General features: G+C 39.3%; 22 protein-coding genes and 1 riboswitch. Of the genes, 12 read left to right on the forward strand and 10 right to left on the reverse strand.

Annotation, left to right across the window (positions count from 1 at the left end; all coding sequences use genetic code 11):
- The first annotated feature begins 26 nt into the window (after window positions 1-26).
- Complete coding sequence (locus tag ASC84_RS05290; protein WP_004725915.1) at window positions 27-2333, forward strand: bifunctional (p)ppGpp synthetase/guanosine-3',5'-bis(diphosphate) 3'-pyrophosphohydrolase; 2307 nt, start codon at window positions 27-29, stop codon at window positions 2331-2333.
- Between the two features lie 152 nt (window positions 2334-2485).
- Here the strand turns inward: ASC84_RS05290 and ASC84_RS05295 are convergent, their stop codons facing one another.
- Entirely contained in the window at window positions 2486-3268 is a 783-nt protein-coding gene (locus ASC84_RS05295; RefSeq protein WP_056512328.1) for an SDR family oxidoreductase, read from the reverse strand.
- Window positions 3269-3373: 105 nt separating this feature from the next.
- Here ASC84_RS05295 and mazG point away from each other — a divergent pair, with 105 nt between their 5' ends.
- The 9 genes from mazG (at window position 3374) to yjgA (ending at window position 10104) form a co-directional block, all read left to right on the forward strand.
- Entirely contained in the window at window positions 3374-4153 is a 780-nt protein-coding gene (gene mazG / locus ASC84_RS05300; protein WP_056512331.1) for a nucleoside triphosphate pyrophosphohydrolase, read from the forward strand.
- Window positions 4146-4607, forward strand: coding sequence for a ComEA family DNA-binding protein (locus ASC84_RS05305; RefSeq protein WP_056512333.1), 462 nt, complete (start codon window positions 4146-4148; stop codon window positions 4605-4607). The genes mazG and ASC84_RS05305 overlap by 8 nt, the downstream gene beginning before the upstream one ends.
- 147 nt (window positions 4608-4754) lie before the next feature.
- Complete coding sequence (gene pcnB, locus ASC84_RS05310; protein WP_056512336.1) at window positions 4755-6236, forward strand: polynucleotide adenylyltransferase PcnB; 1482 nt, start codon at window positions 4755-4757, stop codon at window positions 6234-6236.
- Window positions 6230-6715 carry a 2-amino-4-hydroxy-6-hydroxymethyldihydropteridine diphosphokinase gene (folK, locus tag ASC84_RS05315; RefSeq protein WP_056512338.1) on the forward strand — a complete coding sequence of 162 codons (486 nt, stop codon included), beginning with the start codon at window positions 6230-6232 and terminating at the stop codon, window positions 6713-6715. The genes pcnB and folK overlap by 7 nt, the downstream gene beginning before the upstream one ends.
- A gap of 46 nt (window positions 6716-6761) precedes the next feature.
- Window positions 6762-7571 (forward strand): 3-methyl-2-oxobutanoate hydroxymethyltransferase, encoded by an 810-nt coding sequence (gene panB, locus ASC84_RS05320; RefSeq protein WP_004725927.1) that lies wholly within the window; start codon window positions 6762-6764, stop codon window positions 7569-7571.
- A 2-nt stretch (window positions 7572-7573) separates the two neighbouring features.
- The gene (gene panC, locus ASC84_RS05325) at window positions 7574-8419 is read left to right on the forward strand and encodes a pantoate--beta-alanine ligase (protein ID WP_004725929.1); all 846 of its coding nucleotides are present in this window, start codon (window positions 7574-7576) and stop codon (window positions 8417-8419) included.
- Window positions 8420-8444: 25 nt separating this feature from the next.
- Entirely contained in the window at window positions 8445-9296 is an 852-nt protein-coding gene (gene rapZ / locus ASC84_RS05330) for an RNase adapter RapZ (protein ID WP_004725931.1), read from the forward strand.
- On the forward strand, window positions 9293-9562 hold the full coding sequence (locus ASC84_RS05335) for an HPr family phosphocarrier protein (protein ID WP_004725933.1): 270 nt from the start codon (window positions 9293-9295) through the stop codon (window positions 9560-9562). The genes rapZ and ASC84_RS05335 overlap by 4 nt, the downstream gene beginning before the upstream one ends.
- Window positions 9563-9564: 2 nt before the next feature.
- Window positions 9565-10104, forward strand: a complete 540-nt coding sequence (gene yjgA, locus ASC84_RS05340) for a ribosome biogenesis factor YjgA (RefSeq protein ID WP_004725935.1) — start codon at window positions 9565-9567, stop codon at window positions 10102-10104.
- Window positions 10105-10165: 61 nt separating this feature from the next.
- Here yjgA and ASC84_RS05345 read toward each other — a convergent pair whose 3' ends face one another.
- The gene (locus tag ASC84_RS05345; RefSeq protein WP_004725937.1) at window positions 10166-10786 is read right to left on the reverse strand and encodes a hypothetical protein; all 621 of its coding nucleotides are present in this window, start codon (window positions 10784-10786) and stop codon (window positions 10166-10168) included.
- 138 nt (window positions 10787-10924) lie between these two features.
- Between ASC84_RS05345 and baeS the strand changes: the two genes are divergently transcribed.
- Complete coding sequence (gene baeS, locus ASC84_RS05350) at window positions 10925-12667, forward strand: sensor histidine kinase efflux regulator BaeS (protein WP_056512390.1); 1743 nt, start codon at window positions 10925-10927, stop codon at window positions 12665-12667.
- 16 nt (window positions 12668-12683) lie between these two features.
- On the forward strand, window positions 12684-13370 hold the full coding sequence (locus ASC84_RS05355; protein WP_004725942.1) for a response regulator: 687 nt from the start codon (window positions 12684-12686) through the stop codon (window positions 13368-13370).
- A gap of 203 nt (window positions 13371-13573) precedes the next feature.
- Here ASC84_RS05355 and ASC84_RS05360 read toward each other — a convergent pair whose 3' ends face one another.
- From ASC84_RS05360 to ASC84_RS05395, 8 genes are all read right to left on the reverse strand, one after another.
- A complete protein-coding gene (locus ASC84_RS05360; protein ID WP_056512341.1) occupies window positions 13574-13954 on the reverse strand; it encodes an MmcQ/YjbR family DNA-binding protein in 381 nt (126 codons plus the stop codon).
- 24 nt (window positions 13955-13978) lie between these two features.
- Window positions 13979-14578 carry a murein L,D-transpeptidase family protein gene (locus ASC84_RS05365; RefSeq protein WP_004817028.1) on the reverse strand — a complete coding sequence of 200 codons (600 nt, stop codon included), beginning with the start codon at window positions 14576-14578 and terminating at the stop codon, window positions 13979-13981.
- Between the two features lie 179 nt (window positions 14579-14757).
- Window positions 14758-16215, reverse strand: a complete 1458-nt coding sequence (locus tag ASC84_RS05370; RefSeq protein ID WP_056512344.1) for a YdiU family protein — start codon at window positions 16213-16215, stop codon at window positions 14758-14760.
- 77 nt (window positions 16216-16292) lie between these two features.
- Window positions 16293-16622, reverse strand: a complete 330-nt coding sequence (locus ASC84_RS05375) for a DHCW motif cupin fold protein (protein ID WP_004725953.1) — start codon at window positions 16620-16622, stop codon at window positions 16293-16295.
- A gap of 96 nt (window positions 16623-16718) precedes the next feature.
- Window positions 16719-17882, reverse strand: coding sequence for an acyl-CoA desaturase (locus ASC84_RS05380; RefSeq protein WP_004725954.1), 1164 nt, complete (start codon window positions 17880-17882; stop codon window positions 16719-16721).
- A 359-nt stretch (window positions 17883-18241) separates the two neighbouring features.
- Window positions 18242-18964 (reverse strand): glycerophosphodiester phosphodiesterase, encoded by a 723-nt coding sequence (locus ASC84_RS05385; RefSeq protein WP_056512347.1) that lies wholly within the window; start codon window positions 18962-18964, stop codon window positions 18242-18244.
- Window positions 18965-19077: 113 nt separating this feature from the next.
- Window positions 19078-19656: a cob(I)yrinic acid a,c-diamide adenosyltransferase gene (locus ASC84_RS05390; RefSeq protein WP_056512348.1), complete on the reverse strand. Its 579-nt coding sequence runs from the start codon at window positions 19654-19656 to the stop codon at window positions 19078-19080.
- Window positions 19657-19764: 108 nt separating this feature from the next.
- Window positions 19765-21645 (reverse strand): TonB-dependent siderophore receptor, encoded by a 1881-nt coding sequence (locus ASC84_RS05395; RefSeq protein WP_056512349.1) that lies wholly within the window; start codon window positions 21643-21645, stop codon window positions 19765-19767.
- Window positions 21646-21680: 35 nt separating this feature from the next.
- Window positions 21681-21889: riboswitch (cobalamin riboswitch) on the reverse strand.
- Window positions 21890-21929 lie beyond the last annotated feature (40 nt).

Below are 21929 nucleotides of genomic sequence, written 5' to 3' on the forward strand. Positions count from 1 at the left end.
GAAATATAGAGTTAGAGGAGTAGGGTATGGTCACAGTACGTGAGCAACTTCCTGATCAGCTCAATGAGCTATCAGAGGAAGCGACTGTAGAACATGCCGATGAAGCGCAACAGGCTCTAGCAACTTGGCTAGATCGAGTGCGTGGAATTTTAGACGGTGCTGAACTTAAGCAGTTAGAAGAAGTCGCGCAATTAGTATTACAAAAAGAATTGGCGACCACAGTAAATTCCAGAACCAATACCTTTGCAACAGGCATTGGAATGGCCGATATCCTTGCGCATTTACACGTCGATGAAGATACGCTGGCAGCAGCTGTGCTTTATCGTAGTGTGCGTGAAGATCTCACGACTTTAGAGGAAATACAGCAACAATGCGGTGAGCAAGTTTACAACCTTGTCAAAGGCACTTTGGCGATGGGTAAACTTTCTGAACTGATTGAAAAGAATAAACGTTTAGAAGATCACTTTAATAATAATCAGCGTGAACATCTGACAGGCATCTATAAGATGTTGATTTCTGTGACAGAAGATGTTCGAGTGGTCTTGATTAAACTGGCTGAACGGACCTTTGCTTTACGTGAATTGGCGCATTCTTCAAAAGAACGTCAAGAGCGTGTTGCACGAGAAATTCTCACCATCTATTCACCTTTGGCGCATCGTTTAGGCATTGCGCAATTAAAGTGGGAGCTCGAAGATCTTGCTTTCCGTTATTTGGCACCAGAACGTTATAAAGAGATTGCTTCTTTACTCAATGAAAAGCGTCTAGAGCGTGAGCAATATATTCAGTTTGTGGTGGATAAACTCAAGAATGAGCTGGCTGGGCATGATATCGAGGCCGAGATTTCAGGTCGGGTAAAACATATTTATTCGATCTACCGCAAAATGAAGAGTAAAAATCTGAGTTTTGATCAGCTTTATGATATTCGCGCGTTACGCGTCTTGGTTAAATCTGTCGCAGAGTGTTATCACGCTTTAGGCATTGTGCATCAAATTTGGCGTCATATTCCTCATCAGTTTGATGATTATATTACTAACCCCAAAGCCAATGGTTATCGCTCTTTACATACTGCGGTGATTGCAGAAAATAAATCTTTGGAAATCCAGATCCGAACCAAAGAAATGCATGAAGAAGCAGAGTTGGGCGTGTGTTCACACTTTAATTATAAAGAAGGCTCGAAAACCACTGACTATTCATTTAATCATCGTTTGCATTCTTTACGTGCAGTGCTTGAACATTATCAAGAACGTACCGAAACCAGTGCGCATCCCAATGAAGATGAAACAGAAGATTTTGAACAAATTCAAGATTTTGAAGGTTTTGAAAAAATCTATGTGTTTAGTCGTGATGGGGATATTAAAGAATTACCACGCGGATCGACGGTGCTTGATTTTGCTTATCACGTGCATACCGAGGTCGGCAATAAGTGCTATGCATCACGGGTCAACCAACGCTATGTGCCTTTAACCTATACCTTAAAAACAGGCGAACAGGTTGAGATTTTAACCAAGAAAGATCGTGAACCCAATCGTGATTGGTTGGTTAACTCTTTGGGTTATATTAAAACAGCACGTGCACGTGACAAGTTACGCCACTGGTTTAGACAACAGGATCGCAGTAAAAATCTGGAAGTTGGGCGTGAGCTACTCAATAAAGAACTTTCACGTTTAGCGATTCACCCGAAAAGTATTGATTTAAGTGATTATTGTAATCATTTCAATGTGAAAACTGGGGATGACATCTTGGTGTCATTGGTGAGTGGGGAAATTAGCCTGCATGCCTTGATCAACCAAGTCAATCGCCACATGCACTTAGATCAGGATGAACCAGAGCTGGTTTTAAAACCAACATTAAATCCACGCGCAAGTCATACCTTGTCGGCGCATGGAATTTTAATTGATGGTTTGGACAATGTTGAATTACATATTGCACAATGTTGTCAGCCTGTTCATGGTGAATCGATTGCTGGATATATCACATTGAATCGTGGTGTCAGTATTCACAAGGTTGCATGCCCAGATTATATGCGCATGATCAAGTTAGAACCTGATCGTGCGGTTGAAGCGGATTGGGAAATGCAACCGACACGTGGGCAAAGTGTGCAAATTGTGGTGGAAGCGTATGATCGCCGTGGTTTGTTAAAAGATTTGACCCAAGTGATTTTTTCAGATCAGATCAATATCCGTCAGGTGAATACGATTTCTGAAGCAGATGGTATTGCCAATATGAAATTGTTGATTGAAGTTAAAGGTTTGGCGCAATTGTCTCGCCTCTTAGCAAGATTGGAACAACAGCCTGGCATTATTAGTGCTCGACGTTTGGTTCAAGGTAATTAAGCTATGTTGGCTTGATCAGATTTTATGATTTGAACAATAAAAAACTCGCGAAATGCGAGTTTTTTATTATCTAATATAATGGTTTGCTTTATATAATTGATTTATAAAAAGAAAATTGGTCTCTATTGGGTTGGTTTTTACAGTATTAAAGCTTAGGTTTTAGATTTTCTCGTGAGTATTAAATTGCTCAAGCGATTGATAAATTGAGGGCTAATAGCAGAAAGTGTAAACATTACTTTGGTTTTTAACCCGACTGGGCGATGTGTAGCCGTGAAAAGTGAGCCTTTGGCTTTAACCTGTGCAAACACTTGTTCGGCAACATCTTGGGGCGTGAGACTGACTCCAATATTTTGAATCGCGCCTGCATCCATGTCTGTCACCATCGTTGTTTGGACAAAAAGCGGCATCACATCCAGTACGCGAATACCATATTTTTGCCATTCGATATCTAATCCTTCTGTAATACCGCGTACGGCAAATTTACTGGCAGAATAAGAGACTAAATCTGCTTGTCCATAAATGGCTGATGCTGAGGAAAGATTGATGATACGCGCAAATTTTGCTTGTTTCAGATAGGGAAGTGCGGCATGACAGCCATTTAAAACGCCATTGACATTGATATTGATTGTGCGGTGATGGGCACTAATCTCAGTTTTTTCAAAATCTCCAGAATACAGAATCCCAGCATTATTGACTAAAATGTTGAGACCATTTGCCCATTGAGAAAATTCTTTAAGCGCGGTTTGCCATTGCGCATAATCGCTCACATCTAATTTGCCCGCTTTGGCATTGTCACCCAATTGATCTGCTAAAATTTGAGCCTGCGCTTCATTGATATCATAAATACCAACTTGATAACCTTGTTGGTAGAATAGACATGCAATCGCAGCCCCAATCCCTTGCGCAGCACCACTAATGAATATGCTTTGACTCATTGCAGCATCCTTTTTAGTTTATTTTGATTGCAAAGAGTTGAACATAAAATATGCATAACAACAAGTGTTGTGCAGTCATTTGTTATTGATCTTAAAGGACATAAAATGCAACAGCTATTCGCCATCATGAAACAATTACGTGCAGAATGCCCTTGGGATCGTGAACAGACACCTGAAAGTTTAACACGCTATGCGATTGAAGAAGCGTATGAAGTGGAAGAAGCAGTACGTTCTGGTGATATAGATGAAATTAAAAATGAATTAGGTGATTTATTGCTACAAGTGGTTTTTCAATCACAGATGTACAGTGAGCAGGGGGCTTTTGATTTTAACGATGTTGTCGATGTACTTTGTCAAAAATTGATCCGACGCCATCCACATGTTTTCCAAAAACAACAATTTGATAATTTAACCCCTGAACAAGTGTCGGTGTTGTGGCAGGAAATTAAACAACAAGAAAAACAGGGCAAAACTCAATCTCGATTAGATGCAGTAAAACATGGTCCCGCTTTATCTCAGGCAGAAAACATTCAAAAAAATGTCGCAAAAGTAGGCTTTGATTTTCCTGATGTGGCGCAGGCCTACGATAAAGTCAAAGAAGAATTGGCAGAGTTTGAAGAGGCGCTGCAATCGGAAAAACCTGATGAAATTATAGATGAATTTGGTGATTGTTTATTTTCTTTAATCAATGTAGGGCGTAAACTAGGCATTTCAAGTGAGATGGCGCTGTTAGGAACCATTTATAAATTTAAATCTCGCTTTGCTTATATTGAAGATCAAATCAATTTTAAAAATAAAAGATTAGAAGATGCGTCTTTAGAAGAAATGGATCTCCTTTGGGATCAGGCAAAGCAACAATTAAAATCAAAGGTTAGCAATGAGTAATCAGTATTTTTATTTTAATCGTGTAGTAAAACTAATTAAATTATCTTTTTTATTGGTGCTTTTGAGCTGCTCCTTGAGCTTGTATGCACAACAGTTTGATCAAGCTTATCTCAACTGGAAAGCACAACAACAGGCCCATGATGCACAATTAAAAAAAGTCGATGATCAATACTATCTTTCGCGACCGAATAGCAAAACATCACCATCGAATAGCAATCACAAAGGCCCATCATCACCTACTCAATCTTTAAACAGCTCAGCTTCAAAAGTCAGTTTAAACTCTGCAAGTGTCGAGCAATTACAACAGCTCACGGGTGTGGGAGCAAAGAAAGCACAGGCGATTATTGCTTATCGCAATCAGAATGGCGGATTTAAAAGTATTGATGACTTAAAAAAAGTGAAGGGGATTGGCGAGAAACTTTTCGAGCAGAATAGGGCACGACTGAGTTTATAATGGGTTTAAGAGCCTGTAGATCGACGAATTATCAATAGTCCATAAATTCAAGTGAAGTTTGCGAGAATCAAATTGCCCTTTAGCTGTGTAAGCGATATCATTAGCACAATTATGATTTTTACGTCCTGACGTAGGAGACAGTGTCTTTTGCAAACTTTGCGTGCGTCAAAGTGTGGGTTATCCACCGCTCAATTACCTTCCTCCATTTTAGATGTTATTGATTCTTTAACTAAAGCTGGCTATGAAGCTTATATAGTCGGTGGTGGTGTACGTGATTTAATGCTTGGCTTAAATCCGAAAGATTACGATGCTGTGACCAATGCAACACCTTCACAGGTGAAAGAGGTATTTGGTCGTCGTTGCCGAATTATTGGGCGACGTTTTGAATTGGCACATGTGTATTCAGGTCGTGAATTGATTGAGGTGGCGACATTCCGTGCCCCACCGAAAAAAGCCATTACCTCTGCACAAGGGATGATTTTACGTGACAACAATTGGGGAACAATAGAGCAAGATTTTGCTCGACGTGATTTTTCGATTAATGCCATGTATTACCAACCTCGAAAAGGGGAAGTGCTCGATTTTTGTAATGCTATTGATGATATAAAAACCAAAACTTTAAGACTATTGGGTGATCCAGCACTTCGTTTTGAAGAAGATCCAGTACGGATGTTGCGTACATTACGTTTTGCTGCGAAGTTAAATTTTAGTATAGATCCTAAAATATTAGACGTTTTTACCCAAGAAATGACACAATTGCTGCGTGATGTTTCTCCGCATCGTTTATATGATGAGTCGCAAAAATTATTCACCATGGGGCATTTGCATCGTGTGATGCCGATGTTGATTGAATTTGGTATTTGGAAGCAATTATTTGCTGATATTAGCCCTGAGATTACCCAATTTATAGAGCGCGCAGCGAAAAATACCGATCAACGGATTCAAATGGGTAAAACCATTAATCCTGCATTTTTCTATGCGGTATTGCTTTGGAATAATTTCTTAGCGCGTTGTGATTTCTACCATGCTAAAGGTGTAGTTGCTGCAGAAGCACGAGCTCAAGCAGGCTTAGATGTGTTAAAACGTCAAGCGACACGAACCATTATTCCTCGTTTTGCCGAAACCTTTATTCGTGAAGTCTGGGAAATGCAAAGTCGTTTGCTCAACCCGAAACCACAACAGATTGAAGCGCTTTCGGGTCATGCACGTTTCCGTGCAGGATTTGATTTCTTGCTGTTGAGAGAGAAGTCAGGTGATGCTTCTACCAATGGCATGGGTGCATGGTGGGAAGCTTACCAAGACATGTCGACTGATGAGAAAGAACGTGCAATTGGCAGTTATAATCGTCAGCGTGCCAAAAGTCGTAAGAAACTTGCTGAAGTTGCCCCTGTTGAAGATGTAAAAGCAACAGCTTCCACGCAAATTGAACCATTGGTGAAAGAACAAGAATCTCGTAGCCGTCGTTCACGGGCTAAACCAAACTCAACATCATCTCAAGATTTTAGAAGTAGAAGTGATGCTCGAACGGCAGTAAACAAAGGCGAGATTACAGCGGATCATCCAATCACCAAGCGTAGACGCGTACAACGTGATTTAAGCAGTGTGATTTTTGGACCGACCCAATCATGATTAAAACCTATATTGGTTTAGGCAGTAATTTAGGTGATTCTGAGCAAATTCTACGGGAAGCTGTAGAAAAACTCAGAAACTTAGGTGTTGTTACTGTTTCAAAGCTGTATCAAAGCCCACCGATGGGGCCTCAAGATCAGCCAAATTATCACAATGCAGTTGCAGAATTACACACTGATTTAGCGCCTTTGGCCTTGCTGGATGAGTTGCAAGGTATTGAAAATGAATCGGGTCGAGTACGGTTACGCCGTTGGGGTGAGCGTACTTTAGATTTAGATCTTTTGCTTTATGCTGAAAAAAACATTATAAATGAGCGGCTCACAGTACCTCATATTGGTATTTTAGAGCGTGATTTTGTGGTGATTCCATTGTTGGATCTCGATCCTGAGCTTCAAGTCAATGGACAATCATTGCAAAAGTTAGATTTCGTGCAACATTCAACCATAAGTGTTTTAGCAGATCAGTCATGGGCTGATTAAAGGATTGAATGGGCAGAGGAACTCTCATTGATAGAGGAATATCGTCATGATTAGCCTAAGTGATTTAAGACAATTCAAAACTCAGGGACGTAAATTTTCATGCTTAACTTGCTATGATGCAAGTATGGCAAAAGGTATGGAAGTTGCTGAGATTGACACCATTTTGATTGGTGACTCTTTAGGGATGACAATCCAAGGGCATGATTCTACCTTGCCTGTGACTGTTGCAGATATGGCCTATCATACTGCTGCTGTACGTCGTGCAAATCAACATGCGTTTGTCCTGTGTGATTTACCCTTTATGAGTTATGCCACGCTCAATGATGCGTTGCTCAATTCAAAAACCGTGATGCAAGCGGGCGCTCAAATGGTGAAAATTGAGGGCGGTGAGTGGCTGGCTGAAACTGTAGAAGTTTTGACACGAAATGGTATTCCTGTTTGTGTACATTTGGGTTTAACACCACAATCGGTGCATGTTTTTGGTGGTTATAAATTACAAGCGAAAACACGTGAATCAGCAGATCAACTGATTGCTGACTGTAAAGCTGTAGTCGAGGCAGGTGCCGCTGTGTTATTGCTCGAATGTGTTCCGGCACAGATGGGTAAAGAAATTGCTGAATTATTCCCACACGTTCCTGTGATTGGCATTGGTGCTGGTGCAGATACCGATGGTCAAGTACTTGTGGTGCAAGATATGCTTGGTTTGACGTTTGGTAAAGTGGCACGTTTTGTACGTAATTTTATGAAAGAACAAGCAGGGGAAACTGCAATCGTGGATGCATTCAAGGCATATCATGTTGCTGTACAAGAGCAATCATTCCCTGCCAAAGAACATACTTTCCAAGTAGAGCTGTAAACATGAAAACAGAAACGACCATTCAAGGATTAACAGCATCACTTCAGCCTGCTCGATCGGCACGTAAAATCATTGGTTTTGTACCGACGATGGGAAATCTACATCAAGGCCACTTAAATCTGGTTCGTGAAGCTCGTAAATTATGTGATGTGGTGGTGGTCAGTATTTTCGTCAATCCAATCCAATTTGGACCGAATGAAGATTTTGATAATTATCCTCGTACACTTGAGCAAGACAGTAATTTACTTGCTGAAGTGGGTTGCGACATTGTTTTTGCACCTTCTGTGGAACAAATGTATGGTAAATTCCCACGCTTAACCAATATTAGTGTGGGCGAAATTACCAATGATTTGTGCGGTTTACAACGTCCCGGTCATTTTGATGGTGTCGCTGTCGTTGTTACCAAATTGTTTAATATTGTACAGCCGAACTTTGCATTTTTTGGACAGAAAGATTATCAACAATTGGCTGTGATTAAGCAGGTTGTTCGTGATTTGAATATGCCAATTGAAGTGATTGGTGTACCAATTGCACGTGCTGAAGATGGTTTGGCCTTAAGTTCTCGTAATGGTTACTTATCTGAACAAGATCGTCAAACAGCTCCTGTTATTTTTAAGAGCTTAACGACTGCTGAACAAGATTTACATGCAGGTAAAGCACTTGCAGATGTCTTGGCGCAAATTCGTGAAAGTTTAAATGATGCAGGATTGATTGTGGATTATGTCGAAGCACGTAGCCCAGCGTTGCAAAAAGTTGAACAATTCGACCAAGATGTTGTATTGTTTGTTGCAGCGAAATTAGGCAAGACTCGTCTGATTGACAATTTACAAGTAAAACATTTTACATAAACTTTGCTTTTAGGATCGCCATGCCATGAAGCGCATACTTATCGTAACAGGACAGTCTGGTTCAGGTAAATCATCTGCTTTGCAGGTGCTTGAAGATTTGGGTTATTACTGTATCGATAATTTGCCTTTGGCATTGCTTCCTGAAATCGTTGAAAAGCTTGATAGAGAAAACAATTTAGAGTTATTGGCACTCGGTGTCGATGTTCGAAGTGCCAAAGAAGATTTACAAGGTTTTGATCAGGTTTTTCAACAGTTACAGAAACATGGTAGTGTAGACGTTATTTATTTAACGACTCGTGATCAGGAGTTGATTTCGCGTTTTAGTGCATCGCGACGTCCACATCCTTTATCAAACCGCTTCCAAAGTTTGAATGAATGTATTCAAGAAGAAAAAAATTTATTGCTCCCAATTCAACTGCGAGCAACAGTACATATCGATACAACGGATAAAAGTGTACACGATTTAAAAGATACCTTATTGTCCAAACTGGGACAGTCCGATAAACTCATTTTAATTTTGCAATCTTTTGGTTATAAACATGGTATTCCATTAGATGCAGATTTTGTTTTTGATGTAAGGCATTTGCCGAATCCACATTGGGATTTAGAGTTACGTAAATATTCGGGTTTAGATGAACCAGTACGTAAATTTTTAGAAGCCAGCGAGCAAGCAAATGAGATGTATCAAGACATCTATCAGTTTTTAAATAAGTGGTTGCCTGCTTTTTCGGAAGGTCATCGTCACTATATTACAGTGTCAATTGGCTGTACGGGGGGGCAACATCGTTCGGTTTATATTGTGGATAGGTTGAAAAAGGCTCTTGAGTCGAAATGGACTATTCAGGTATTACATAGAGAAATGAAGCACTGGTCATGATTGACACAACTGTTGACGTAATTAATAAATTAGGATTACATGCGCGTGCATCTGGAAAACTAATCGAAGTCACGACTAAATTTAAATGCTCTATTCAAATTGGTAAGGGTGACAAGTTAGTCGATGCCAAGAATATCCTTTCTTTACTTATGCTCGGAGCTGGTAAAGGAACCACCTTGCGTCTAGTGATTGATGGTGCAGATGAAGAAAAAGCTTTGTCTGAAGTTCAAGCACTGTTCGCAGATAAATTTTACGAGGCAGAATAATCGTGGCACGTCGTCCGCAACGTTTTACTGAAGATGATTTTGAGTCTTTAGAAGGGCGTGCAAGTAAAACCGAACAGAAAAAAGCTGTACAACGTATGGCTGCTTTAGGTGAACAACTCGCAGAGTTGTCGAAGAAACAAATTGAATCTTTACCTGTTGAAGATCGGTTGATTGAGGCTTTGCTTGATGTGCAATTGATCACATCTTTTGAAGCACGTCGCCGTCAATTTCAACGGATTGGTAAGCTTTTGCGTAATGAAGATGAAGCCATCATTTTGTCTTATTTAACCCCTAAACAAGGGATTAAAAAGTTGGCGCAATTGGATCGTTGGGTTGATCGAATGATTGAACAGCGTGATCCTGCAATTAAAGAATTCTGTAAATCTTACAATGCTGCAGAAAGTCATTCTTTACGTCAGCATGTATTGCGTATTCATCGGGATATCACCCGCCAAGCCACTGCTGAAGAATTAGCGGCTTCTAAACTTAAGTTATTAAATTATGCCCAACAAGTGGCTTTGATTTCGGATAATTCCAAGTAAACTATCGTGACAAATAAAAAACGACCCTTTTGGGTCGTTTTTTATATTTAGCCGAGATAGATTAAACTTTTGATGGCATCATGGGCATGTTTTCGCCTGCTTTAAATTCTGGCTGGAATTTAACAACGCATTTACCATCGATGATTTTGTCATTCATTTTTACTTGAATTGCCTTGCCATCAGTTTGGCCTGCACATGATTTTTGAATCGCATCCCACTGCGCTTTACGTTCCGCTCGTTTTTGTGCAAATTCTTGCTTAATTTGAGCACGTTGCTCTTCGGTCATGTCTTTCATACGTGGTCCTTCATGATGCATCATACGGCCACGTTGTTCTCCATCACGACGGTAATCCTGTTTCATTTCTTTCATCGCCTTGTGATCAGGCTTGAATACGATATTACATGTACCATTAATGTTTTGCTGACCTGCTGTCACCTGAACCGTTTGACCAATTGCTTTGCCATCACAGGCTTTTTGCATTTGTTGGCGTAACGCTTTATGTTGAGCACGCTTCTGTTTCATTTCTTCACGTTGTTCTGGTGACATTTTATGATGCCCACCATGCATCATTGGACGGCCATCTGGACCTTCTTTAGGACCAGGATTGGATTGACAAGCCGTCAAAGCCCCTGCAGTTAAAATACTTGCTGATACCAGTGCGATTTTTGTCATTGCTTTCATTGTTACTACTCCAATGAATATTTTGATGTTCTGTTGATACAGTAAAGATTAAATAATAATGATGTAGAAACAATGGAGAGAATTTTGAGCAACTGTTGGGTACAATGTTGAAATGAGAAGAAAAACGTGAGACCAGTTTTGAAAATACGTCGAGTTCCCATTGCATTACGCTTATTTCTGACCGTTTTATTGACAACTTTAGTCATTACAACAGTGAGCTTGGGTGTTTTACATTGGACCATGCAAAAGAACTTTGCCAGATATGTTGCAGATGTTGAAATGCAGAAACTTGATCATCTGATCGAAAACTTGGCAGATGTATATGGAGTCTATCAAGACTGGGGTAACGCGGTTCAAGCACAGATTTTGCAAATTGAAGGTGATGCTGCGCCTGATGATTATGATAAATTATCACGCTGGTGGCTACGTCGTCAGTATGATATCGCTTTACAGCAACGCTACTTTAAAGAACATACAATGGTGGCGACTTTGGGACAAACGGACGGTGCCGTTCATAAGTCTCAACTGGATAAAGAAGAACTGAAAATTCTCGAAGAAAATTTACCCTCAGCTTATCAACCCTTTGAAGGTTTGAAATTTCCGCTTAGTTCAAATCAAAACTTATATAGACCCTCAGATCGTAAAGCAAATAAACCGCCTATAGGTAAAGATAAAGGTCATCTTTCAGCAGGACACGAAGCACCAGCTTCTGCAGCGAAAGAAGCATCAACGCGAGATCCGATGCGAACGGTAAATCCGCAGAATGGCAAAAAAATATTTGTGTCATTGCCTGACCGTTTGGGTCTGAGTTCACGACTTTCTTTATATGATGCAAAACAACAGTTTATTTTAGGTGAGCCGTCAGATGATCAGGTGTCTTATCGTCCGATTTTAGTCAATGATGAAGTGGTCGGTTACTTGGGTTTAAAACCAGTTTTAGATCAGGATGATGCACTGAGTATTAACTTCTTTAGTAATCAAAAGCGTTATTTAGTGCTGATTTATATCTTCACCTTCTTATCCAGCTTGGTTGCCGCATTGTTATTGGCGACTTATTTTAAAACACCGATTCAACGTTTATTGAACGCAACTCGCGAATTAACCAAAGGTAACTACCAGCATCAAGTGGTGATTAACCGTAATGATGAATTGGGAGACTTGTCGACAGAGTTAAATCAACTGGCTGTCATTCTCGACCAGCATGAAACATCACGCCGTCAGTGGGTTGCAGATACTTCACATGAGTTAAAAACGCCATTGGCAGTATTGCAAGCACAGATTGAAGCCATGCAGGATGGAATTCGCAAGCCGACACCAGAACATTTTGAAGCGATGTTACGTCAGGTCACGAGCTTGAAAAAGCTCACACAGGATTTAGCCGATTTGGCGCAAGCTGAAGCACAACAATTAAAATGCTACTTTGCAGAAATTGATCCTTGGTTGGTGGTTTTACAGGAAATCGAGAATTTTAAACCTAAATTTGAACAGGCTGATTTAACAATTTCAGCCACAGGTGAGGGAGCGAAATTACAATTAGATATAGATCGCTTTAAGCAAATTATGGTCAACTTACTTGGAAATAGTATTCGCTATACTGAAGCAGGTGGTGAAGTCCAAGTGCATACAGAGCAAGATGCAGATTCTTGGAGTGTGATCGTTGATGATAGCCCATTGGGTTTGAGTGATGAACAGATTGTACACTTGGGCGAACGTTTCTATCGTGTGGATAATTCACGTACACGTAGTACAGGCGGTACAGGATTGGGATTGGCTTTATCAGGTAAAATTGCACAAACACTCGGTGGTCAGCTTACTTTTGATCATTCGCCATTAGGCGGTTTGCGTTGCAAACTGACATTTTCAAAACATACTAAAGTTTAAAAAGGAATAGTACAACATGAAGCATATCATGCTGGTAGAGGATGAAGTTGAACTTGCGCAATTGGTGCGGGATTATCTAGAAGCAGCGGGCTTTGAAGTCAGTATGTTTCATGATGGTCAAGAAGCTTATGACAGCTTTCTGCAACGCAAGCCAAGTTTAATGGTGTTGGATTTGATGGTTCCGCGTATGGATGGTTTGACCATTTGCCGTAAAGTGCGTGAGCAAACCGACTTACCGATTATCATGGTGACTGCACGAACTGAAGAAATCGATCGTGTCTTGGGTTTAAATATGGGAGCAGATGACTATGTCTGTAAACCTTTTAGCCCAAAAGAGTTGGTGGCACGTGTACAAGCGGTATTACGCCGTTTAGAACGTAAAGCTGAACCTGAAGCCAATGACTTATTTCGTATTGATAAAGCACAACAACGTATCTGGTATCAACAAAAATCGTTGAATTTAACGCCAACTGAATTCCGCCTTTTAGAGCTTTTCCTCGAACATTTGGGACAAGTCTATTCTAGAGCTCAACTTTTAGACCATATTAACCCAGATAGTTTTGATGTTGCTGACCGTGTTATTGATAGTCATATCAAGAACTTACGTCGTAAAATATCTGAAGCAGCGGAAACCGGAAATCGTCATGAATGGGTACAAGCTGTTTATGGCGTAGGCTACCGTTTTGAATATCCAGAAGATTAAGTTTTCGACATTTTAAGTTCATCGTTGTGGATAAACACAGGTTTATCCACAGATATTGTGGGTAAATGTTTATAAATGTAAAAAGTTATGTTTGAAAAATAAACATATAACTTTATGTTTATTGATACATTCTGATTTTGACTGAATCGTGTATAGATAGAGGTTAGGTCTGTTGATCAAATGTGCGATCCAAAGCCCGCTAATTATTTAATGTGTTGATAAACCGCCAATACCTGCTTTTGGGCTTTGGTCAGGCTCTTGCTCACAAGCTCATAAGAGCCTTCAACCAAGTCTTGAATCAGATCAGCACTGATCTGTTCGCCTTCATAGATTGAAATCCAATGACGTTTATTCATATGGTAGCCCACCTGAATCGAGGGGTAGAGATCTCTCAACATTTCTCCATGATCAGGTTCAACTTTTAAATTAATCAGTTTTTTGCCATGCAGTTCAGAGCCTAACATAAACATTTTTCCCATCACTTTAAAAACAGGAACATCCTCACCAAAAGGATAGTCAAGTTCGGATTTAGGCAAATGTGACGCAATCTTAAATGCTAAAGTTCGGATTTCTTCACCAGTCATCACTGTCTCTTTTTAAAATATTATTTATGAATAAATGCTAATCACTGTTCCATCATCGACCAGTTTCCAAATTTCATCCATATCTATATTTCTAACGGCAATACACCCCCATGTCCAGTCATTTCTAGGTAAGTAGGTCATTAAACTCGGGAGTTTTTCCACTTGTGAGCGTGTTGCTGAACCATGAATCATAATGTCGCCACCAGGAGAAACGCCAAGTTGGTTGGCTTTAGATTTATCCTGTTGGTTTGGATAGGACACATGCAGCGATTTATAAAATGCACTATTGGGATTACGCCAATCTAGAATATAACGACCTTCAGGGGTTTTTCCATCACCTTCTTTAACTTTATGTCCAATAGGATCAAAGCCTAAGCGCATTGGATATGTTCGTATGTCTTGATCATGATGCATGAGTTTAACAATACGATCCGATTTATAAACTTTAACTTCGGTGATTGGCGTGTTTTGACGAAGACGTTGAATCTCTTGCTCAGATAAATTCTGCACATGTATGGCAGCATTTGCGGTTGGAATAAATTGATTATATTTTTGATAAGTCCAGACACTTGCTATAGCTATAGCCAAAAGAATCAAGCATGGAATGAGGTATTTTTTATTCATTTTAGAATACTAATGTTGTAAAACCCTGTATTGCCTAAATTTTATTCATTCTAAAGACAAAAGCTGTAGTTAATTTGTGATTGTGGATTTATCCTGTGGATAAACACAAGTTTATCCACAGAAATTGTGGGTAACTATGATGGGGCAGATCAAAGAAAGTGATTCGGCAATTTATTTGATCAAGAAGAACAACTCACCATCACTTCAGGAACGTCGCTCGGTAAAGGCGCTAAATCTTTGGCTGTTTCTAAATCCGTTTGTTTGGTAAAGGGCTGACCAAGCAATTTAAATAGGCGATCAACCTCAGAAAAATCATCACGTTCAGCCTGTTCAATGGCTGTTTGTAGCATATGATTTCTTAAAATATAGACTGGATTGGCCTTTTTCATTTCCGCATCAAGTACATCAACATCTTGCTGCTCACGAATATTGTGATATTGCGTCAAGAAGTTTTCAAATTGAAAGCGATCTAGGCAATCATCTTTAATAGCTTCATATTCTTTATTCTGTAAGCGAAGAAAACTGTCGGTATAGTCGAGTTGCTCACTTTGTAGAATTCTTAAAAATGCCATACCACAATCAAAACTATCTTTGTGGAAGCTGGGTAGTCCAAGTTTTTGGCATAGCCCATGGGTATAATGTTCTAGAAAGGTCGGTTCAAAATGCTCTAAACATTCGACGAGGTCTTGCTTAAATTGTTCTTTATTTTCTGCTTGTGCCAGTGGAATTAAATTGTTTAACCAATTCCATAAGTTCCAATGTGCAATACTCGGTTGGTTTTGGTAGGTATAACGACCATTGTAATCACTATGATTGTTGATCCAATTGGGACGGAAACGCTCCATAAAACCATAAGGGCCAAAATCGAGGGTAGAACCTGTAATATTGAGATTATCTGTATTCATAACCCCATGTGCAAAACCAACCAATTGCCATTTTGCGATCATGACAGCGGTGTTTTGAATCACTTGCGTTGCAAATGCTAGAACAGTGTCTTCAAACTTTTGCTGTTCAGTACTCAAACATTGTGGATAGTGCCATTCAATACATTTTTGGGTAAATTCAGTGAGTAATTCAGGCTGATATTGATTAATCCATTCAAAATGCCCTAAACGGATGTGGCAATCCGAAGTGCGTAACATCATTGCACCAAGTTCAAGTTTTTCTCGTTGTACGCCTTGGGTTGAAGAAGTAAAGCCTACAGAATTGCTTGAAGGAACCCCCAGTGCATTGAGTGCATGACCCGCTAGATATTCACGAATCACAGAACGTAATACAGCACGTCCGTCTCCCATACGAGAGTAGGGGGTTGAGCCTGCACCTTTTAAATGTAGGTCAATGGTTTGACCTTGTCGATTTAAAATTTGCGCTATCAATAGGCCACGTCCATCCCCCAATTGACCTGCCCATTGTCCAAATTGATGCCCTGCATAAACCATGGCAAGGGGATGAAATTCAGCAAAGGTTTTTTGTCCGCTACAAATCTCGACCCATTGGGCTTTTTCATCTTCAGACCATTGTAATTCATCCGCAAGCGCAGCATTAAAATGCCCAGCCTTTGCACCTTTCAGTGGACTAGGCATTTGCTCATGGTAGAGCTTTGAATCGAGAGATGGATAACGTGGGGCAAATTGCATAGCGATCGGTCACAATGGTTTTACTTGTCCCTCTCAATATAGCAAAGTTTTAAGCTGTTGAGATAATGTCGACTGTTTTAGTCAACAATAAATAGTTTTGCACCAAATGCGGTAGAAGAACGATGCGCTTCAGCTTGGTCTGCAACTTGATAACTCATCCCTGCTTTTAAGGTAAAGGTACGTCCATCATCAAGTTCAGTGTGCAATTCACCTTCTAAGCAAAACAGGATATGACCTTTAAGACACCAGTGATCAGCCAAATAATCGACAGAATATTCGACCATTCGCACTCGAATATTATCAAATTGTTGTGTGCGCCAAAGTGCAAAGCCTTGCTCACCCTCATGGCGCGTTGTTGGAACTTCTGCCCAGTTGGTAATGCCAAAGGGGATGTTATTAATTTGCATATTATTTTCTCTCAATATTCTCAGTATGAGTTTCTGTAAAAAATGGATAAAAGAAAAGCCCCTTTCGGAGCTTTGCTTTTGATGTGTATTGAGAATTTAAGAAACAACGTTCTTTTTGATTCCACGCATCAATGTTTCTAAACGTTCACGATGGAAAGCAAGTTTCTGTTCGACCAATTGGAAATCAACTTTGAGTTTGACATCCATTTGGTGGATTTTTTCAGCAACAGATGCTTTTTTCGCTTGTAGCTCTTGTTCTTTTAACGCAGCCCAATCATTTAACGTATTGGTGAATGCTTCATATTCTTGCGATACTTTTTGTTTCATCGCGATGATGTCTGCATTGACGTTATGACCATAAATCGCTAAATCCTGTTCAGCATATTTAAATCTCATCGCCAATTCCGCTTTTTTGATATTAAAGCTTGGGATACGACGTAGATTCTTGGCTAAACCGATTTTAGAGCACGACCAAATCAACCATTTTGTTGGATCATATTGCCACCATTTCACACCATTACGATAATCGTATTGGAAAATATGGTGATAGTTATGATAACCCTCGCCCCATGTTGCAATGGCAAGAACAAAGTTATCACGTGCAGTATTTTCGTCAGTATAAGGACGTTTGCCCCACATATGGCAGAGTGAGTTGATAAAGAATGTTACATGGTGGCTAATGATTAAGCGGAGTAAACCACCTAAGAGTAATACGCCCCACATGTCACCTACAGCCCAACCCAGTGGAACTAAAATCGCAGCATGTACAGCAATCACAAGTGGAACATAATACTTGTCTTGGAACATAACCACTTTGTCATTCAACAAATCAGGTGCATTTTTATAATTTGATTCAGCAGCAGGATAATTACGTAACATCCAGCCAATATGAGCGTACCAAAAACCATTGTTAATCGAATACGGATCTTGATCCACATCATCCACATGGCGGTGATGTGTACGGTGACCAGAAGCCCAGAACAAAATACTGTTTTGAACAGCAAAAGTTCCCATGATCATCAAAATGATTTTAAGTGGTAAAGTCGCTTCGTATGCACGATGTGCCCACAAGCGATGATAACCTGCAGTAATACCTAAACTACTGAGACCGAGTAAAACGAATAAACTAATCCAAGCTGCCGCACTAAAATCATGGTGGTAGGCATATAAAGGGATCGCAATTACTGCCACAAGAGGTAAAAAAACCAAGGCAAAAACACCGATCCAATTTATTGGGGCTTTGGGTAGGGGAGCATTCATCTCCAACAGCACTCCTAAGAACCTTAATCAGGTAAAGTTAAACGCATAGCTTCAGCATTTTTCTAGGCTATACTTTCACAGATATTATCATGGGCGAACATGTGTTCACTAGTATTAGTGTACATCTGTATTGTATAAAACAGTAACAGAATAAAACATGAATTCTAGCGGTTTGATCGAAAAAAATGAATGGTTAAAACGTCGTATTTAAATGTCACAATAGTGTAAGAATTTTTCTGTCTTATCCAATTTGATTTTTAGGGGGTTAGATAATTGATTCTCAAGTTAAATTTTAATTTTGGAACCCTCAAAAGTTCAAAATAAAATTCTACTTTATTGTGTTATTAAATGGATTTGAGTTATTGAATTTGCGCTAAGGCAAGCTGCATCATTTTTGGGAAATCAGTAATTAATCCATTGATCCCCAAATCTCTTAAATGCTTAGCGCGCTCAATATCATTGACGGTCCAAACACTGATGCCCAAACCTGCACGCTGAGTTGCTTGAATGAGCTCATCTGTTGCCAATTGATTCATCCATCCAATCTGGCAGCATCCCAGTTGTAATGCTTGTTCGATCGCACGTTGTTGGATGTCATCTTCAATCAGTAGACCACGTTTAAAACTTGAGTTTTGCTGTTGTAAGGCTTGATGTATTTTTAAATCAAAACTGGTAATCACTGCGACATTTTCAAAACCTCGCAGTTGTTTTTGTAATTCGATGATGAGTTGTTCAGCGTGTTGCAATGTTTCTACAGCTTTCACTTCAACTTCAATATGCTCAAAGTCCTGCATAATCTTTAGGCTTTGGCTTAAGGTAGGGGTAATTTGTTTTTCCCAATCCATCCAGATATTGGCTTGGTTATAGGCCGCTAATTCAGTGCTGTTTAAATCATACAGTGCTTGATCTATTCCGGTCGTTCTTAAAAAATTATCATCATGCATGATAATGAGTTCATCATCTTTTAATTGTCGAACATCGAATTCAACTGCACGGATACCTAAATCGTGAATATATTGAAATCCCGCTAAGGTATTTTCAGGTGCTTCACCACGCGCGCCACGATGTCCGATAATTCTCATAATGAACTCACATTCTCATTTTCATCTGTCTAGTAATCGTTTAAGTCTTACTTTTAGCAATAACTTGACTTTATCATACTGTTAAAAATTTACTTCTAGACAGTGATTTATCGTTAAATCGTATCATTGATGTTCTTTTGCCAAAGCACTTCACTACCACCTTCTGCACGTTGTAAGGTGCGTGAAGCAACAAAAAACCAGTCGGATAATCTGTTAATTAATTGTAGAGCAGTTGCTTGAATATTTTGATCACGACTGTGTACGGTCATTAAGCTGCGTTCTGCACGACGACATACAGCACGTGCTTGATGCGCATAGCTACATGCTAATGTTCCTGAAGGTAGAATAAAGTCCTTAAGCATTGGTAAGTCTTCATTCATTTTGTCGATTTCCTTTTCAAGAAATTCAACACAAACAGGTTGAAGCAAGTTGTAGTTAGGAATACAGACTTCACCACCTAAATCAAATAGCCAGTGTTGAATTAAACTCAGTGATTTATCCCAATCGGCTTTATCGACGATGTTACTCATTGAAATTTGTGAACGTAATACACCAACAATAGAATTTAGTTCATCTACATCACCGAGAGCGGTAATACGTAAGTCATCTTTCGCTACGCGAGAACCATCTCCTAATCCAGTGGTGCCTGAATCGCCTGTACGGGTATAAATTTTACTTAAACGATGTCCCATAATTTTGTCCTAGAGAAAAATGAAAAGATAAAGAATAAAAAAGGATAATGTCGGTCAAAACATTATCCATAAACTGCGCTGTTTTAGATATTTTTTTGGGTGTCGCTTTTAGTAGCGGAAAGTTACCCCTGCAGATGCAAGTCGACCACCGTTGATGTAGTAGTAACCATTACTGTATGAAGTTGTTTTGTATTCAACATCACCAATGTTTTGGATGTTTGTAAATAGTTTTACATTTGGATTTACATTCCAAAAAGCATTAACATCGACAGTAGCATAACCAGAAACTGTACTATTTTTAGGTCTAGATTTTGCAGAAAGTGATGTACTAATGCCATAAACTTCGTTCTGTATACCTGCTGTCAATGTTAGACTTTGACGCGAACGACGATTCAAGTCTTGATCTATCTCTTTGTCTTTAGGTTGTACATATGCATAAGAAAGATTAGTAAATAATTCATCATTTGCCCAATCTAAATTAAACTCACCACCTGTAAAGGTTGCTTTTTTGACATTGTATAATCTGCTTTCATATGTGATTGGATCTGTCACATACGTGATCAAATCATCAACCTCATTACGATATGCAGATAATCCTAGGCTTAACTGATCAGTAATTTTTTGATCTAAACCAATTTCATAAGAAATACTTTCTTCAGGCTTCAAATTTGGATTTCCACCCCAATTTAGCGCATAAAGGTCATTGTTGGTTGGAGCTCGAAATGCTGTACCAATATTGGTATAAATACTTGTTGCAGGTGAAATTTGATAGCGTGCAGCTGCTTGGCCTACTGTATGCGTGCCAAAGGTTTCGTGATCTTCTACACGTAAACCCAATTGAGTATGTAGTTTATTTGATTGGTATTGATGTTGTACAAAATAACCTGTGCTATCTACATCTTTGTTGTAATCCACACCATAGGCACCACTACCTGAAAGCACATCAGATTTTATATTTTTAGTGGCTACACCAGCTAAAATATTCTGAGTTGGGGTAAATTGCCATTTACTATACAGTTCAGCTTCTTTTGTCGTGTTATAAATAGCATCATGTGAATCATTTTGTTCTAAGTCATCTTTAAATTGTGACAAACGTGTATTAACTGACAGATTATCATTAATGTTGACACGACCTTTAATATTGATCACTTCATTTTTAAAATCTTGCGATATATTTTTTAATCCAATTAGATTCCAATTGGTGTCATTTATACCATCAATATAAGTCGCAGTCCCTTGATTTTGTGAATAATCTATAGAAGCAGCATAATGTTCTTTTTCGATACCTACTTTTGCACTTAAGCCTTTTTGATCATATGAGCCCGCTTTGACATGAGCATCTTTAAAATCTGTAACTTGAGTACCATCGGATTCTAAACGTTGTCCTCGGATTTGTGCATAAAAACCATTTTCTGCGAGATCAGCACCTACAACAGATTTATAGGTATTGTGTTCACCAATTTCACCTGTGATGAACGCACCCGTTTTTTCAGGAGTTTTTGAAATGAGTTGTACAACGCCTCCAATTGCATCTGTTCCATATAAGACTGATGCAGGGCCTTTTAGTACTTCAATCTGTTTGATATCAGTAGTATCAATAAAAGCTAATGATGCAGAACCAGCAGAACCTGTATTTAAACGAACACCATCACGGAGTACCAAAGTGTGAGTTGAATTAGTTCCACGTGTAAAGATAGAGGCTGCTTGACCATAACCACCATATTGCATCATATCAATAGAGGCATCACTCATAAGCAAATGCGGTAGTTCAGCAATTGGTGATTGTTCTAATATGTGTGGTTCAATAATTGAAATCCGTGCTGGCACATTTTCAATTTTTTCTTCAGAGCGAGTAGCAGTGATTACAATTGTATCAAGTTTCGAATTTGCTTCTGAATTTGAAGAAGTATCTGCAAAAGCAGGAGAAGATAACCCCATCGCAATAGCGACAGCACCTACAAGTGCAGTAGGTTTAAAAATAACAGACATGATATGCTCCATACATTCACTCCCCGTGAATGATTGAGTTTAAGGGCACAACAAGCTGGTATCCGGACTTAAATATAGAACCTAAAGCGATTCAGATTATTCCACCTTCCCACAAAACATTGCAGTGGTGTAAGTCTTTTGACTTATTAAAGAATAATATTTTCATTTTACCGTTGCGGGGGCAGTGTTGGACTTCCACCAACTTCCCAAAGCCTTAAGCTAGACTTGTTGCATTTGTGTGCAGTATAAAGTTTGTTTAGTGTATAAACAATGTAAAACAGATA

The sequence above is a fragment of the Acinetobacter sp. Root1280 genome (assembly GCF_001425285.1).
Taxonomy (GTDB): domain Bacteria; phylum Pseudomonadota; class Gammaproteobacteria; order Pseudomonadales; family Moraxellaceae; genus Acinetobacter; species Acinetobacter guillouiae.